We start from the raw sequence: 14,257 nt of genomic DNA on the forward strand, positions 1-14,257 counted from the left end.
TGCGCTTCACATACGCTCGGATGTAGGCCGCCGGCAGCAACTTCACCGGGATGCCCAGTCGATTGAGCCAGCGCCCCCAGTGGTGGGCGGAGCCGCAGGCTTCCATCACCACCAGCCCAATGCTCCGGTTCTGGAACCAGCGCTCGAACTGGTGTCGGGTCAGCCGCTGCTGCTCGACAAGCTTCCAATTGCCATCTGCAATAGCGATTTGGAATACACTCTTGGCCAGATCCACTGCAACGGTAGTAGCATGCATTTCGGACTCCTTTCGTCGAAACCCGATCCCCATCCCCATGAGCACCGGAGGCGCTTATTCCGCGCCAAAAAGACGGGGGAGTCCATCCCATCAGTCAACCGGACCGCCTGCAAGCTGCGCTTGCAGGTTCGCTCCGGCCTTCGGCCTCCGCCGGCCGGTTACGTCGAACGTTGGGCATCATCAGCCTAGAAACCAGGTGAGGTACTGAATTCTCGTGTGTTACACATGTCGTCAACCTTATTGCTGGAACTCATATGCCATACATCTGTTTTGAAGCGGGAGCCTTAACACCCGAGATAAAGCGCGAACTCATCCAAAGGCTCACTGAAGTCTCAGCGGAGGTCATGCGTATTCCGAAGGACTATTTTTTCGTGTCAATTCACGAACTCCCAAACGAAAACGTGGCGATCGCCGGAAAGGACGTTAATCAGCTTCGAGCAGAGCTTTCCGCGCAAAGGTCGGTAGAGTAATGCTCAGCAATCACGCCCAACCCTGCGCTCCAGCGGACCGCCTTCGGCGGCGGCTGAGCTAGCACGTTAGGGCGCAAAGCCGTGGAAACTGAGTCTCCTGAAAATATCGAAAAGTCCTCTAGTGGCTCTGAGCATCAAGTCGCCAAGTTTTTCCTCGCCATCTTGGCAATGGTATTGGTCATGATTTGGTCTGCTTTTTACAAAGGCCCAAGTGGCCAATCGTTTGACACCGAGGATTTCGTCGTCTTTTGGCTAAAGGAGCTAATTCTTCTTGTGTTTATTGTCATAGCTTTGGTTATCGGCGGCATTGGCTGGTTGCGGCGCCGTAGTCACCATCATCGTGGGGGTGACCATGCCCCCTAACATCCCGCTCGAGGCGCGGCTTCGCCGCTGGGACGCTCCGCCGGCAAGCCGGCTCCGCGCCCCTCACCTTGCACGTTAGCGTGCAAAACATGAACACCGCCCTCGCAGCGCAAATTGCTGAGTTTGAGCCGACGAATGGAAACTGGCTTGAACTCGAACGTTTATTCGAAAAAGCATTCGCCGAGAGTGATCCCACTGTTTACTACTCAGCCATCTTTAACCTCTTCGAGCGCTTCCCGGATCAAGATGGATCAGGCGTCTTCTGGTCGGCGCTTCACGGCATGGAGGCAACTGGTAGCTATGAGAAGGAGCTTGTGACTTTCTTTCGCAGGTATCCGTCAGAAATGACCAGAACAATGCTTATCCGTATGCGCAATGCGGGCGAAACGGAAGCCGCTGGTGTCCCAATTGATCTATTGATTGGAAAGCCCAAGTGATCGACATACCCGCTAATCGGGTAGCCAGAAGTTCTCTCCCCCGGCCCCCACACCACCCACTGTGCCAGTAGCTCTTACTGCTGACGCCATGCTGGATCGCCGTCTTCAGGCTGACGCCCAAGTCGTCCGGCAAATCTCCATGCTCGGCGGCTTCCTCGGCAGAAAAGGCGATAGCGAACCCGGCGTCAAAACCCTTTGGCTGGGTATGCAGCGTTTGCGAGACTTCATCAAGGGCATGGCGCATATGCAGGCCATTTACAATGCCAAATGAGTTGTGTGGAACGGCATGCTTTTAGGGATCACCTCAGAGCCTCCAGAACAGCCCCGGGGTTTTTCTCAATCACGTTCAGCAGAACCAGGGCCGGGCCCTGGGGGCTGCGGTCCCCTCTCTCCCAATGGCGCAGGGTGGCCACGGAAAAGCCGAAGCGGGCAGCAAACTGCTCCTGTGTCATGGCTACCCGCGTGCGTAGGGCCTTTACGTCGATAACCCGGGGCCGATACACCTGTGCAGCCCCGTTATCCCCGTGGGCATGGGCAATGGCTTCCTGTAGGCCCTGCCGGATACTCTCGAATGCCTTGCTCATCTTCATTCCTCCTGTTGCCAGGCTGCCAGCAGCAGCCCAACCAATTCTGCTAATCCGTTCCGTTCTGCCTTGTTGAGGTTTGCCCGCTCATTCTTGGCAAACATGGTCAGCAGGTACAAGGGGATGCGGTCACTGTGGAAGTAGTAGATCACTCGTACCCCACCACTCTTGCCACGGCTTCCCCTGGCCCACCTGAGCTTACGCACCCCGCCCGTACCCTCCATCAGATCACCACTGCAAGGATGGGCAGCGAGATAGGCCAGTACATCCCGCCGCTCACCATCCGAGAGAAGCCGTTCAGCTCGTCGGATGTACTCAGGGGTTTCAGCTACGGTCTGCATGGATTGATTCTAATCCATTGGATTAGTTCATGGAACACAAATAACGCCCACTGCGCGCGGTGGAGAGAGCCGCAAGGCAGAGCATCGCGCCGGGAAGTTCAAGCCACCGACATACCGCTGTGCGGGCCTGGCGCTGGGAATCGGCCCGCGTGCCGCTCTTCGCCTTGGAGGCATTGGCCGGCAGCTTGACGCCGTCGATAGCGAACATCTCGCGCCCGATCAGCCCCTGCCGGTCGCAGAGGTAGAGCACCTGGGCGAACAGCCGGGCGGTTTCCTCGCCCAGGCCGGAGACGAAGGCGGCCAGGGTCGTGAAGTGCGGGGCGGTATCGCCGCACAGGGCGATGAAGGTGACGTGTTCCCGGCACAGCCGCTCGATGCCCCGGCTGCTGACGACACCCCGGGCGTAGGCACAGAGGATGACCTGGAGCAGCATCCCGGGCGGGTAGGCCGGCGCGCCGTTCTGGTCGTTGCGATAGCGGGCGGCAAAACCGCCGTGGTCGATTTCATGTTCGAACAGATGATGCACCGCATGCTCGAAACTGCCCGGCAACAACTGCTTCGCCAGATCCATCGCCAGGAAGCGAGGGCTCGTGTCGATCCACTTGTAGCGCGCCATGCTGCTGCTCCCCAAACCCGATGCGCATTGGAACCTTGATATTCCATATGGTTCACGGCACGATCCGGGTATGAAGAGAATTTTTCTACAGCTTCGTTAGAGCGCAAAAACACATGGCGACCACGCTCTCCACGGACAAGAACGGTAAGCCGGTTCATATCGGATCGAAAGTTCGTCTCCTTTGCCTTTCCGGCAGCTGGCTCGACGAGTTGCCGAGCGAAGAAAAACAGGACGTTCTCTCAATGATTGGTGGAGTATTTGTGGTCGAGGAGATCGACGAGTACGGCCACCCGTGGGTGAGAAAGTCCTGGCCCAATGAACAAGAAGGCCGCTGCCATTCTCACTCCATAGCTCTCGACCCTCATGAGATGGAGCTCGTCGACAATGCGCTCTAACATCACATTCAAAAACGCTCCCTGCGGTCGCTCGGACGCGCCGCAAGCAGCGCGCCGTTTAATTCAACGTTAGCGGTGACATGCTGGCCTGCCCGCACTGTGAGCGCGAATGCATTGCCCGAGGCGAGTTCTTCCTCTCGTCTCGCCTCATTCCTAAGCGCTGCCCGAGCTGCGGTGGGCAGGTTGGAATTGAAGGCCCATTTTCCGGTTCCTACGTTGCGGCGCTTGAGTTTCTTCTCATCGGCAGCGCTGCACTTTTGGCGCATGCGCGGCCTCTTTCAACGGTCTTTGTTCTGCTCGTCGGCTGGTGCAGCTTAACTCTCATCTTCTCGCCGCTCGCTCCTCTTGCCGCAATTTCGCCGGCCCAGGTTTCGTCGGCTCGGCGCTCCGTAAAAGTTCTTGGGGTGGTCTTCGCAGTCATCGCTCTAATGGCGTGGCTCAATGCGTAAGGTCACCACCTCCCCTGCAGTCGAGCGGACCTGCGCGAAAAGCCGCGCAGGCCGCTCACTTCCACGGTAGAGCTCTCTATGCCATTGGCTCCCAAGGTCGTTCTACACTGCTCCTCCGGCTATCGCATGGAACTCGATGTATTGGTTGAGCAGTTCATCGCGGAAGGCGTGAAATTTGTAGGCGTCGTAGGGGCAGACTGCGCCCGTGTAGAAGACATCATCGATGAACTCGTGGTCGGAGATGGCTCCGATCCAAATCGCTTTTTACTCACATCGTCGCACCCCGATGAATCGCTGCACGACGCTATAGAGTTTGCGCGTTCGCTTTCGGAGGAATATCCCGGTGAACCACAAGTCATTGAGCTCTAATCTGGTAGCCAGTGGTTTCTCTCCCCCAGCCTCACACCACCCACCGTGCGGGTCCGCAGTGGGCGGTTCAACGAGATGAATTCATCCCCCGGCTTGCAACGGCATTGATCAGGACGGCCAAGGCAAAGAAAAAGGCCGGAAACCTTGATTTCTCTTGGTTTGCCGGCCTGTTTAGGACTGCTGTGGTACTGAATCTGGTGGGGCGGGGGCTACAAAACAAATCCACGCAGGCCGCAAAAATACTTGGTTATCTGAGTTTGAAATAAATCCGTACCCCCATTTATACCCCCACCAACTCACTGCTGCCGCCCCTTACTCGCCACCTCAGTCCCTCGCACGCACGACGTAGCCACCTTCATATTGTGCGCAGAATGTAGAGGGGCACTTGCAAGGCAGGCGGAGGCAGTTGATAAATTAAGCGCACGGCTGACAATAGCTTCCCCAAGGGTGAGAAGCACGGGGCTTTCACTCGCTCCATCTGATATCTGTACTGCTGATAACAGACCAAGCACGGCATGACCAAGCGATTCATTCATCGGTCTGCTTGTCTCACCATGGACAGACCGACTATTGCAGTGCCTCGCTTACAGCCTGCACGACGCGCCTGCGGGTGTAACAGGGTCGGTGTTTCCGTCGCATCCGGCCCATGCAGGCCATCTATCTATCGCGGCGATAGCGGATATGCTCGCGAAGAAAAGCCCCTGAAGGCTTGTGGCCGACAGGGGCTTGATGGATACCTGTCACTGACGGCAGCTTGATCGCACAGCATTGGTCGCGACGGTGACCAATGGTGCAGAGGGACTTCCTCCCATCCTCTGCCGTCGCAACACGCCGGATATCACTCACGGCGCACGCTGATCGTAAAGCTGCCAAACAGGCCCGATTTCTGACTCTTTCCGATTCGACCTTACACGCAAAACCCCTCGAATCGACTCACTGTTTTCTCTTCATACTTTGTCCCTCCCAGCCGCATACCACACCATGGAATCCGGAGCATCACTACTGGCAACTCCTCGGCCATTGCTGCCGTTCTGCCTCCCTGCTTGAACGACCGCAGTAGCACACAAAGGAGCCTGCGCAGTCTCTACAAATCCCGAAGCGACTCACACAGCAAGAACAACCCTGCCCTCAATGCTCCCTGACTCGCAAGGTCGATCCAGATGCTCAAACAGAATAATGTCATGATAATTTATGTCTATATCACCATGTGACCAGTCAAAGATTTAATTGAAAGGTGCAGAAACTTGGAAGCTGAACTATGGCAATGAATGTCGTTCATGTCCTTAAGAACAACGAAGCATTTGGCAAGTTGGAGTTTGGCACTGAGGGGGAAATTGCCAGGAAGCACCTGCTTATCGATCATATGATCGACGTGTCTGCTAGTTTTATTAGGCTTGCACAGTGTCGATCAATTCGACGTGCGCTGGAACGATCTGCAAGAAGAAAACTAACCGAACAGGACATTGAACGCCTTGCCGTGCTGGCATTCCTGCACGACATCGGTAAGGCAAATAGTGGGTTCCAGGCCAAGCGCTGGAAAACAAAAATTCCGCCAAGTTGGCCTGTGCAGATTACCGCGGGGCATGGGGTTGAGGCCGTCAAACTATTCCAAGTCGCAACTTCCGCCGAAGCTATCGAGCCCTTGATCGAAAAAATCTGTACTTGGGGCGATGCAGTCGATTCATTGTTGACCGCGAGCATCAGCCATCACGGACGGCCGATCAAGGATAGCCCAGGTGTCAGTTCGAGCATCTGGAAATCCCATGAAGGGAAATACGACCCTACTGTTGTACTGAAAGAAATTGCGTACCGCGCGCCAGAGCTTTACCCAAGCGCCTTTGATGTCGGCGGTCAGGCATTGCCGCACGCTCCAAGTTTCGGGCACCTGTTTGCTGGACTGGTTCAGTTGGCTGACTGGCTGGGATCGGATACACGCTTTTTCGAGTTTTCCGAAGCAGGCGAGAATCGCGCAGAAACCGCAGCATCCATGGCTGATAAGGCCATCACCAGCCTGGGACTGGATAGCGACAATTGGCGCGCCAAACTCGTTGCCTTAGCGCCAAGCTTTGCTGATGTTTTCGGCGGTTTCGATCCCCGTCCTGTCCAGGCAGCGATGAGCGATGATTCCCTCGGTCCTTTGGTCATCCTCGAATCAGAAACTGGCAGTGGCAAAACCGAAGCGGCGCTGTGGCGTTATGTTCATCTTTTCCGCTCTGGTTTGGTGGATAGCCTCTACTTCGCCTTGCCTACACGGGTAGCGGCGACCCAGCTTTATCAACGGGTGCAGGACACCCTGAAACGCTTGTGGCCGGAAAATCCACCCCTCGCTTTACGCGCGCTACCGGGCTACGTCGCTGCCGATGGCGAAGAGATAAAGGCCATGGCGAATTTCGAGGTTTTCTGGAACGACTCGCCCGACGATCAGAAGGCGCACCAACGCTGGGCCGCGGAAAACTCCAAGCGTTTCCTTGCCGCGCCGGTCGCGGTTGGCACCATTGACCAGGCGCTATTGGGCGCCCTGCAAGTTCGTCATGCGCATCTACGCCATGCAACACTTGCCCGCAGCCTGCTGGTCGTGGATGAGGTTCACGCTTCTGATGCCTACATGACGGTACTGCTGGAACGTTTGCTGAAAGCGCATCTGGGTTGTGGTGGGCATGCCTTGCTGTTGTCGGCCACGCTGGGTTCTAGCGCACGCAGTCGCTATTTGGCCTTGGCACCGACCGGGCGGTCAGGTTTGATCCCGAACATGTCGTTCGAGCAGGCTTGTGCCGTGCCGTATCCGGCAATTTCAGATTGTCATGGCATTCGGGCCATACCCGGAACAGGGCGCTCAAAGCGAGTGAATTGGAGCTCTCGTGACTGCATCGCAGCCCCTGAGAAAATCGCGCAATTGGCCATTGAGGCCGCTGCGCAAGGCGCCAAGGTGCTGATTATCCGCAACACGGTCCCGGCTGCTGTGGCCACGCTGAACGCACTGGAAAAGCAAGTTCCCGATCTGGCATGGCTGTTCAGCGTCAAAGGTGTGAGAACGCTGCACCACAGCCGTTTCAGCCGTCAGGATAGACCGGAACTTGATGCCGCCATCGAGCAGCAGCTAGGTAAAGCTCGGCCGGCAGGCCCCTTGATCGTTGTCGGTACCCAGACGCTGGAACAAAGCCTGGACATTGACGCCGATTTCCTTATCACCGATTTGTGCCCGATGGATGTGCTGTTGCAGCGGCTTGGGCGTTTGCACCGGCATGAAAACGAACGCCCGGAAGCTTTTCGCAAAGCCCAGGCCATTGTGCTGACGCCAGCAGGAAATGACCTCTCGCCCATGCTCGCCCGACCACAACATGGCTTGGGCCGTTTCCATAACGGTGGCGGGGTATATGCCGACCTGAGCATTCTTGAAGCAACGCGACGACTGCTGCTCGAAAAGCCGGAGGTTGTGATTCCTGAGGACAATCGCTATCTCGTTGAGGCGGCAACTCACCCGGACAAATTGCGCGCACTCGAAACGCAATTGGGTGAGGTTTGGCAAGGGCTGGCCCAGAAAATCGAGGGAGACACGGGGGCTCAGAAAGCCTTGGGCTATCTGCATTCGCTGGATATCGAGCAGGCGTTTGGCGAAGTCGAGTTTCCTCACGATGTGCAAGTCGCAACGCGTCTGGGGGCGCAAGACAGAGCGGCACGCTTTTTCGGCGTGATCGGTCCCTTTGGTTTCCCGCTCAAGGAACTGCCGATACGGCATTACCTGTTGCCAAAGGATTTGCCGCTCGATGCCGAGCCAAGCGATGTGTCCCGTCAGGACGATTGCATTATATTCCGTTTGGGTTCTGCTTCTTTTCGCTATAGCCGCTTGGGGCTCGAACGCCTCAAGGATGAATGAAAACCGCCGGAGGATACGCCGTGACACTACGCTACAACCTGCTGGATGAACCATTGATCCGAACTCGTCTGGTTGCCGATGGACAGCCCAAGTCTTTCAGTCTGCCGGCTTTGTTTGTTGCTTTGGCAAACGATGTAATACGCGATTTCCCAGCATTGCGACCACACCAGCGCCACCCGTGGCACGCCTTTCTGGTTCAGCTCGCGGCGATGGCTGTGCACCGGGCGGGTCGAGAGGAAATATTCGATACCGAGTCCGGTTGGAAAGAGGCTTTGTTGGGTCTGACGCCAGACGATCCGGATGGCGCTGCCTGGTGCCTGATTTCGCCACACGACCGGCCGGCTTTCATGCAGGCGCCGGTGCCGGGAGGCTCCGTCGATAGCTGGAAAAACCGGATTGAGGCGGCGGATGAATTGGACATGCTGGTTACTTCAAAGAACCACGATCTAAAGGCGGCAAGGATGCGGCGGGCTGAGGTCGATGACTGGTTAATGGCGCTGATCAGTCTACAGACGCAGGAAGGTTTTCTTGGCGCCGGGAACTACGGAATTTCTCGAATGAATGGTGGCTTCGCCAGTCGTCCAGCGATTGGGGTTGTTCCTCAAGGACATTGGGGATCACGTTGGAAGCGAGACATTCAGACCTTGTTAGCCAGTCGCGTTGCCATCGTCCAGCAGCAAGGGTTGCAAAGTATGGGGGGGGTCGGGTTGTTGTGGCTAGAGCCATGGAACGGCGAAAGCAGTCGTGCATTTTCGTCGCTAGATCCTTTTTACATCGAGATTTGCCGCCGCATTCGGTTGGAGTGTTCCGATGGGCAGCAGTCGATCTTTGCCATCTGTACCGGAAGCAAGGCTGCACGAATTGAGGCAAAAGAGCGAAACGGGATGACCGGTGATCCTTGGACCCCGATCGCTGTTGCTGAAGGAAAAGCGCTGACGATAAATGCTGAAGGGTTCCACTATCGATTGGCGGCCCAATTACTTTTTGGTGGTGAGTATTGTCGTTCGATTGCGCAAATGCCGTCGGTAACGGATGGCACCCAAGGACTTTTCGTTCTCGCACAGGGGGTGACGCGGGGGAAAGGTAAAACCGAGAAATACCACGAACGCCGAATCCCGATTTCTCCCAAAGTGCGACAGTTGCTGATTCAAAAACAGACGGATCGCCTAGGAAAAATTGCGGGCGAGCGGGTAAACGCCATTGGGCAGATTCGAAGTGTGCTCTGGACGGCGCTGGCTACCCTGTTCGATCAAGGAGCGCCTAAAGACAAGTTTTCTGACAGCGCCAAAAACAAGGCAAGTGATTTTGCTAAGCCGTTTGAACAAACCGAAGACGCCCGATTCTTTGATGCGCTGAATGCAGAAATCGAGTCAGATCAACCAGAAACCGAGCATTTGAACTGGTTGCTCTCCATGGCTTCTTCCGCCGAATCCATTTTGAAACGTGCCTTTGCCGCCGGACCTCAGTGCGGCGAGCAACGCTATCGCGCCCAAGCGGCTGCGCTGTCCCGTTTCCATGCCGGTTTGCGCAGCACGAAGACCCTACCGGTACTTGCCGAGTACTACCGCCAACAATCCACCAACAAGGAGCTTGCCCTATGAGCATCCATGATGCCGATTCATCGGAACTGCCTTTGCCCGAGGCGAATGCTGCCCCAAGGCAGGAAAGTCCGCTTGCGAAACTCGCCCATATCATTACCCAGGCTGCTCGTTTCAAAGGCGATGCGCATGGCCTGGATAACGGCGAGCGGGCGGCACTGGCCCGACTCGATCCGGATGCGGAGTTGCGCCCCCATCAGGTTGCGGCGCTTTCGCGGGCTTTGGTGTACGCCGGTTTTTCACCCGAGACCTGGCAACCAGAGACCTGGCAACGCTGGGGAACGATTGCGCATGGCATGGCGCTGGCAGGCCACGATGCAAGCCAGAGGCTGGGTAAACAACTCAGCGATGCGGATGTTTCCGAATCGCGTGTCACCAAGCTGCTGACCGCCCGCGGTGATGCCTTCCGCCAGCTTCTTCCCCGCTTGCTTCGTCTGCTCGCAAGCAAAGGCAAGGCACCGAACTGGTTCGATCTGGGCGATCTGGTGCTTCATCAGGGGCGCGATGAAGAGGCCGCCGAAGCCACGCGACTACGAATTGCCGGCAGTTACTTTTCTGCCGAAGCCAAGAAACCGAAGCACTAATTCACTTATTGGAGCCTGATCATGCAAATCCCGCGCTTTATTCAAATTCACACCCTGCACACTTACCCGGCAGCTCTGCTGAATCGCGACGATGCCGGTCTCGCCAAGCGCCTTCCCTTGGGGGACGCGGTTCGTACCCGGATTTCCTCGCAATGTTTGAAACGTCATTGGCGCGTAACCGAAGATGCCTTTGCCTTGGCGAATCTCGATGTGCCTATGGGCATTCGATCACGGGGTACGCTGGAGCTGATCGCCAAGCGTTTGCAGGAAAACGGGTTGAGCGCACCGCTGGCGCAGGCCGCTGCTGAAGCCCTGCGGGAAGGCGGATTGCTCGACAAAGGAGGCAAAGACAAGAAGGGTGAAGATGCCCTGAAAACCGGGCAGGCAGTATTGCTTGGCAAGCCGGAAATTGACTACTTGGTGAATTACTGCACTGAACTGGCAGCGGTTAATACCGATGAAAAAGCCTTGAAAACTGCAGTAGGCGAATGGCTGCAGGCTGAAAAGAAGAGTAAGAACCTTGAAGCCTTGAAGCATGGCAGCGGTCTGGAGTCAGCCCTGTTTGGTCGCATGGTGACCTCCGATTTGCTGACGAGTCGTGATGCAGCCGTCTTCGTCGCCCATGCCTTCACGGTGCATCAGGCTCAGGTTGAAAACGATTACTTCACGGTGGTGGACGACCTTCTTCAGGATGCTGGCGAGTTGGGTTCCGCCGGGATTTTCGATACCGAACTCGCCTCGGGGCTTTATTACGGTTATGTGGTAGTCGATGTGCCGCAGCTGGTACAGAACCTGGAAGGTATGGATTTCAAGAAGTGCTTTGCAGTTGGCGCATCTCCAGAACAGCGAGCCTTGGCAGCACGGGTTGTGCAAAATCTGCTTCACCTCATTGCCACAGTCAGTCCCGGCGCCAAACGCGGCTCGACAGCACCCTTCGATTGGGCGAAGTTCATGCTGGTGGAAGCCGGCGACTGGCAACCGCGCAGCTTGGCCGCAGCCTTTCACAACGCCTTGTCTCTGGAAGACAGCAGCGCGCCCATTCGGCAACGGGCGGTGGGTAAGCTGACTGCGGAAATCGCCGCCATGGATGATGCCTACGGCGCACCGCTGGCTCGTCGTTTCCTGTCTGTTGATCCCGTCAGTGTGCCGGGCGCCGAGCGCCTGAACCTGACCCAATTGGCCGATTGGGCTAAGGGAATTATCGAGCAAGGGGCTTGCTGACATGCCACGCCATCTTTTGATGCGCCTGGAAGCTCCGTTGATCGCCTTCGGTGGGGAAACCATCGACAAATTTGGCGTAATACGAGATTTTCCTGCGCTTTCCATGGTGACCGGCCTGCTGGCAAATGCGTTGGGGTATAGACGGGAGGAGAGCGGGTTGCATGAACGTCTCCAATCACGTTTGTTAATCGGAGCAAGATTGGACAGCGATGTTCAGCGGCTAACCGATTTCCAGACTGCGCAACTAGGCAAGGACGATTTGGGGTGGACTACATGGGGAACACCCGAGGGGAGGCGGGGTGGGCCAGATGCCTATTCCTCCCCGCACCTTCGTTACCGTGATTACCACGCCAGCCTGAACGTTCTTGTCGCACTACGTCTTGAGCCAGCGGCAGAGACACCAACACTGGATGATCTTGCCCAAGCGCTTGACCGCCCGGCGCGCCCCTTGTTTATCGGGCGGAAAACCTGTTTGCCCAGTCGGCGAGTGTTTGCCGGTTGGCAGGATGCAACGAACATTCTTGAAGCCCTGAAAGCCGTTCCGTTTCCCGATAGCCCTATCCGTTTGCGCTTGCAATGGCCGGACGGCGAGGGCGTTCTGCCGGGTGATCGCGTTCTGGATTTGTGCGATGAGCGCAATTGGTCCAGCGGTGTCCACGGTGGGTGGCGGCCCGTACGAGAAGGGGTATTTGATGCGCCGGGGGTGACAACATGACTTTTCAGTTATTGCGTTTGCAACCGGACCCCGCTGCCCTGGCACCGTGGGCCACGCGTCATGGTTTGCTGTCACCGGATGGTGATTTCGGCTATGCGCTGCACGCCCTGCTTTGTACCGCTTTCGGCGATTTGGCGCCGAAGCCCTTCCATTATCTGGGAGGGCGGCAGGGCTTGCTGGCTTATACCTCTGCCGACCTGGAAAGCTTGCGTTTGAACGCCGCGCTGGCGACTCCGGATGTGGCCCGTGCCTTGGGACTTGATGCGCTGGACGCGCGCCCATTCCCCACCGCTTGGAAAACGGGACAGCGCTTGGGCTTTGAGTTAAGGGTTCGTCCGGTCGTGCGTAGTAAGGAAGGCGGGGAGCGCGATGCCTTCCTGCACTCCATAAATCCTGCGGTCGACAGCGAAAAAGACGCAAAAAATGGAAGCTTGGCTGAGCGAACAGCGGTTTATACGGACTGGTTGGTCAAGCAAATGGCTGTCGAAGGTGCCGCCGAAATTGTCGAGACCCGGATGGAATCGTTCAAGCTCACGCGTGTATTGCGCAAAACGGGGAGCAGTGAAAACGGCAAACGAAAAACTGCCAGCATTAGCGGGCCGGATGTCGTTTTCAAGGGGCAGTTGCTGGTCGGTGATCCCGAGGCATTCAACCGTCTGTTAGCCAGAGGAGTGGGGCGACATCGCGCGTTCGGTTTTGGCATGTTGTTGCTCAGGCCAGCCAGCGCATGTTGAAAGGGCGACTCGGGCTGGAAACGGCCCGCGTTCCCCATGCGGATCGACATGGGTTGATCTGGCTGGAGCGCGGTGAACTTTGCGTGATCGATGGTTGCCTGCATTTCATGTCAGGCAAGGAATCGCTGACACCCCATGTGCTGCAGATACCGCATCAGGCGGTTTCGATGATCCTGCTCGGGCCGGGCAGTAGCGTGACGCATGACGCCCTGCGCCTACTGGCAAGACACGGAACCCTGATGGCGGCTGTCGGGCAGGATGGGGTTCGCACTTACACGGCGCCGCCATTGCTGCCTGACCGCTCCGACGTGGCTCGTCGTCAGGCCGAGCTATGGGGGAATCCACGTCGCCGCGTCAGCGTTGCGCGGCACATGTATGCCTTGCGCTTGGGCGAAATTCTGCCGCATCGTGATCTGGATACGCTGCGCGGCATCGAGGGGGCGCGGGTAAAGGCGATTTATCGTCTGATGGCGGATAAATACGGTATTCCCTGGGATGGTCGGCATTACGATAGAAATAATCCAGAGGCCACGGACATACCGAATCAGGCGATCAACCATGCGGCTACGGCCGTTCAGGGCGCCGCCGCCATCGCCGTTCAGTCGCTGGCTGCCATCCCTCAGCTTGGCTTTATCCACGAGGATTCCGGGCAGGCGTTTGTGCTGGACATTGCCGATCTGTTTCGTGACACGATCACGCTGCAAATAGCTTTCTCGGTGGCAAAAAAGGCGATCAATGGGGACCAAACCAGCATCGACCGCCTGGTCAGACGCGAGGCGTCTACGGTGTTTCGGAAGCAGGATGTCATTGCCAGCATGATCGACAAGATCAAACAGGTATTGCGGACGGAGGAAAGCGATGGCGCTGGTAGTGATAGTGACGCGTGATGTGCCTTATCGGTTTCGTGGGTTTCTGGCATCGGTCATGTTGGAAATTGCGCCGACGGTCTACATCTCGCCCCGAATGAATTCCGGCGTGAGGTCGAGAGCCTGGGAGACCTTGGAGAGCTGGTTTTCGGCCGAGCCTCAAGGAAGTGTTGTCATGGTCTGGCGGGATATGAATGAAACCGGTGGGGTTGGCATCAAGACCTTGGGTGAGCCTCCAAGAGAACTCGTAGAGGTAGATGGCCTTTGGCTGGTTAAACGAATGTTGTAGAGTGCTCTTTAAAAATTCGAATCACTTTTAATGTTTTCTTTTGTAGATCATAGGGCTATCTACAAGAGGTTCCCCCGCGTTCGCGGGGATAGACCC

At 56.8% G+C, this 14,257-nt stretch carries 17 protein-coding genes and 2 pseudogenes; 14 read left to right on the forward strand and 5 right to left on the reverse strand.

Annotated elements, in window-relative coordinates; translation table 11 throughout:
- Positions 1-256, reverse strand: a pseudogene (locus G474_RS0117770) (IS110 family transposase); the annotation flags it as partial.
- A 254-nt stretch (positions 257-510) separates the two neighbouring features.
- Between G474_RS0117770 and G474_RS24620 the strand changes: the two are divergent.
- From G474_RS24620 to G474_RS24625, 4 genes and pseudogenes are all read left to right on the forward strand, one after another.
- Positions 511-726 carry a tautomerase family protein gene (locus G474_RS24620; RefSeq protein WP_026688116.1) on the forward strand — a complete coding sequence of 72 codons (216 nt, stop codon included), beginning with the start codon at positions 511-513 and terminating at the stop codon, positions 724-726.
- An 81-nt stretch (positions 727-807) separates the two neighbouring features.
- Positions 808-1,089 (forward strand): hypothetical protein, encoded by a 282-nt coding sequence (locus tag G474_RS23690; RefSeq protein ID WP_156919346.1) that lies wholly within the window; start codon positions 808-810, stop codon positions 1,087-1,089.
- A gap of 89 nt (positions 1,090-1,178) precedes the next feature.
- Complete coding sequence (locus G474_RS0117780; protein ID WP_026688117.1) at positions 1,179-1,526, forward strand: hypothetical protein; 348 nt, start codon at positions 1,179-1,181, stop codon at positions 1,524-1,526.
- Between the two features lie 28 nt (positions 1,527-1,554).
- Positions 1,555-1,797: pseudogene (locus G474_RS24625) on the forward strand (IS4 family transposase); the annotation flags it as partial.
- Positions 1,798-1,825: 28 nt separating this feature from the next.
- On the opposite strand, the gene nadS reads toward G474_RS24625, so the two are convergent.
- The 3 genes from nadS to G474_RS21550 are packed head-to-tail and all read right to left on the reverse strand — an operon-like array spanning position 1,826 to position 3,067.
- Positions 1,826-2,110 (reverse strand): NadS family protein, encoded by a 285-nt coding sequence (nadS, locus tag G474_RS0117790; protein WP_026688119.1) that lies wholly within the window; start codon positions 2,108-2,110, stop codon positions 1,826-1,828.
- Positions 2,111-2,112: 2 nt separating this feature from the next.
- Entirely contained in the window at positions 2,113-2,451 is a 339-nt protein-coding gene (locus G474_RS0117795) for a type II toxin-antitoxin system RelE/ParE family toxin (RefSeq protein WP_026688120.1), read from the reverse strand.
- A 22-nt stretch (positions 2,452-2,473) separates the two neighbouring features.
- Positions 2,474-3,067, reverse strand: coding sequence for a transposase (locus tag G474_RS21550; protein WP_051282414.1), 594 nt, complete (start codon positions 3,065-3,067; stop codon positions 2,474-2,476).
- A gap of 113 nt (positions 3,068-3,180) precedes the next feature.
- Between G474_RS21550 and G474_RS0117805 the strand changes: the two genes are divergently transcribed.
- Entirely contained in the window at positions 3,181-3,462 is a 282-nt protein-coding gene (locus tag G474_RS0117805) for a hypothetical protein (protein ID WP_026688121.1), read from the forward strand.
- Positions 3,463-3,470: 8 nt separating this feature from the next.
- Here G474_RS0117805 and G474_RS23695 read toward each other — a convergent pair whose 3' ends face one another.
- On the reverse strand, positions 3,471-3,728 hold the full coding sequence (locus tag G474_RS23695; RefSeq protein WP_156919347.1) for a hypothetical protein: 258 nt from the start codon (positions 3,726-3,728) through the stop codon (positions 3,471-3,473).
- A 309-nt stretch (positions 3,729-4,037) separates the two neighbouring features.
- Between G474_RS23695 and G474_RS0117810 the strand changes: the two genes are divergently transcribed.
- The 9 genes from G474_RS0117810 (at position 4,038) to cas2e (ending at position 14,161) form a co-directional block, all read left to right on the forward strand.
- Positions 4,038-4,280, forward strand: coding sequence for a hypothetical protein (locus tag G474_RS0117810; protein ID WP_211228152.1), 243 nt, complete (start codon positions 4,038-4,040; stop codon positions 4,278-4,280).
- A 1,258-nt stretch (positions 4,281-5,538) separates the two neighbouring features.
- Positions 5,539-8,154, forward strand: a complete 2,616-nt coding sequence (gene cas3 / locus G474_RS0117815) for a CRISPR-associated helicase Cas3' (protein WP_245589398.1) — start codon at positions 5,539-5,541, stop codon at positions 8,152-8,154.
- A 20-nt stretch (positions 8,155-8,174) separates the two neighbouring features.
- Complete coding sequence (casA, locus tag G474_RS0117820) at positions 8,175-9,755, forward strand: type I-E CRISPR-associated protein Cse1/CasA (protein ID WP_026688124.1); 1,581 nt, start codon at positions 8,175-8,177, stop codon at positions 9,753-9,755.
- Positions 9,752-10,336, forward strand: coding sequence for a type I-E CRISPR-associated protein Cse2/CasB (casB, locus tag G474_RS0117825; RefSeq protein ID WP_026688125.1), 585 nt, complete (start codon positions 9,752-9,754; stop codon positions 10,334-10,336). Before casA ends, casB begins: the two co-directional genes overlap by 4 nt.
- A gap of 21 nt (positions 10,337-10,357) precedes the next feature.
- The gene (gene cas7e / locus G474_RS0117830) at positions 10,358-11,557 is read left to right on the forward strand and encodes a type I-E CRISPR-associated protein Cas7/Cse4/CasC (RefSeq protein WP_026688126.1); all 1,200 of its coding nucleotides are present in this window, start codon (positions 10,358-10,360) and stop codon (positions 11,555-11,557) included.
- A gap of 1 nt (position 11,558) precedes the next feature.
- Positions 11,559-12,272 carry a type I-E CRISPR-associated protein Cas5/CasD gene (gene cas5e, locus G474_RS23040; RefSeq protein WP_084513847.1) on the forward strand — a complete coding sequence of 238 codons (714 nt, stop codon included), beginning with the start codon at positions 11,559-11,561 and terminating at the stop codon, positions 12,270-12,272.
- Entirely contained in the window at positions 12,269-13,006 is a 738-nt protein-coding gene (gene cas6e, locus G474_RS0117835) for a type I-E CRISPR-associated protein Cas6/Cse3/CasE (protein WP_026688127.1), read from the forward strand. Before cas5e ends, cas6e begins: the two co-directional genes overlap by 4 nt.
- Positions 13,000-13,893 (forward strand): type I-E CRISPR-associated endonuclease Cas1e, encoded by an 894-nt coding sequence (gene cas1e / locus G474_RS0117840; protein ID WP_026688128.1) that lies wholly within the window; start codon positions 13,000-13,002, stop codon positions 13,891-13,893. Before cas6e ends, cas1e begins: the two co-directional genes overlap by 7 nt.
- Positions 13,894-13,930: 37 nt before the next feature.
- A complete protein-coding gene (gene cas2e, locus G474_RS0117845) occupies positions 13,931-14,161 on the forward strand; it encodes a type I-E CRISPR-associated endoribonuclease Cas2e (protein ID WP_245589400.1) in 231 nt (76 codons plus the stop codon).
- The last annotated feature ends 96 nt before the right edge of the window (positions 14,162-14,257 follow it).

Source organism: Azovibrio restrictus DSM 23866 (assembly GCF_000429665.1).
Taxonomy (GTDB): Bacteria; Pseudomonadota; Gammaproteobacteria; order Burkholderiales; family Rhodocyclaceae; genus Azovibrio; species Azovibrio restrictus.

What these genes read in the sequence shown, in the direction of transcription:
- G474_RS0117780 (WP_026688117.1), top strand. Translation starts at nt 1,179, where the DNA reads ATGAACACCGCCCTCGCAGCGCAAATTGCTGAGTTTGAGCCGACGAAT.
- G474_RS0117805 (WP_026688121.1), top strand. Translation starts at nt 3,181, where the DNA reads ATGGCGACCACGCTCTCCACGGACAAGAACGGTAAGCCGGTTCATATC.
- cas1e (WP_026688128.1), top strand. Translation starts at nt 13,000, where the DNA reads ATGTTGAAAGGGCGACTCGGGCTGGAAACGGCCCGCGTTCCCCATGCG.
- cas6e (WP_026688127.1), top strand. Translation starts at nt 12,269, where the DNA reads ATGACTTTTCAGTTATTGCGTTTGCAACCGGACCCCGCTGCCCTGGCA.
- cas3 (WP_245589398.1), top strand. Translation starts at nt 5,539, where the DNA reads ATGGCAATGAATGTCGTTCATGTCCTTAAGAACAACGAAGCATTTGGC.
- G474_RS21550 (WP_051282414.1), bottom strand. Translation starts at nt 3,067, where the DNA reads ATGGCGCGCTACAAGTGGATCGACACGAGCCCTCGCTTCCTGGCGATG.
- G474_RS0117795 (WP_026688120.1), bottom strand. Translation starts at nt 2,451, where the DNA reads ATGCAGACCGTAGCTGAAACCCCTGAGTACATCCGACGAGCTGAACGG.
- cas2e (WP_245589400.1), top strand. Translation starts at nt 13,931, where the DNA reads ATGTTGGAAATTGCGCCGACGGTCTACATCTCGCCCCGAATGAATTCC.
- cas7e (WP_026688126.1), top strand. Translation starts at nt 10,358, where the DNA reads ATGCAAATCCCGCGCTTTATTCAAATTCACACCCTGCACACTTACCCG.
- G474_RS0117810 (WP_211228152.1), top strand. Translation starts at nt 4,038, where the DNA reads ATGGAACTCGATGTATTGGTTGAGCAGTTCATCGCGGAAGGCGTGAAA.
- cas5e (WP_084513847.1), top strand. Translation starts at nt 11,559, where the DNA reads ATGCCACGCCATCTTTTGATGCGCCTGGAAGCTCCGTTGATCGCCTTC.
- G474_RS23695 (WP_156919347.1), bottom strand. Translation starts at nt 3,728, where the DNA reads ATGCGCCAAAAGTGCAGCGCTGCCGATGAGAAGAAACTCAAGCGCCGC.
- casB (WP_026688125.1), top strand. Translation starts at nt 9,752, where the DNA reads ATGAGCATCCATGATGCCGATTCATCGGAACTGCCTTTGCCCGAGGCG.
- G474_RS24620 (WP_026688116.1), top strand. Translation starts at nt 511, where the DNA reads ATGCCATACATCTGTTTTGAAGCGGGAGCCTTAACACCCGAGATAAAG.
- nadS (WP_026688119.1), bottom strand. Translation starts at nt 2,110, where the DNA reads ATGAGCAAGGCATTCGAGAGTATCCGGCAGGGCCTACAGGAAGCCATT.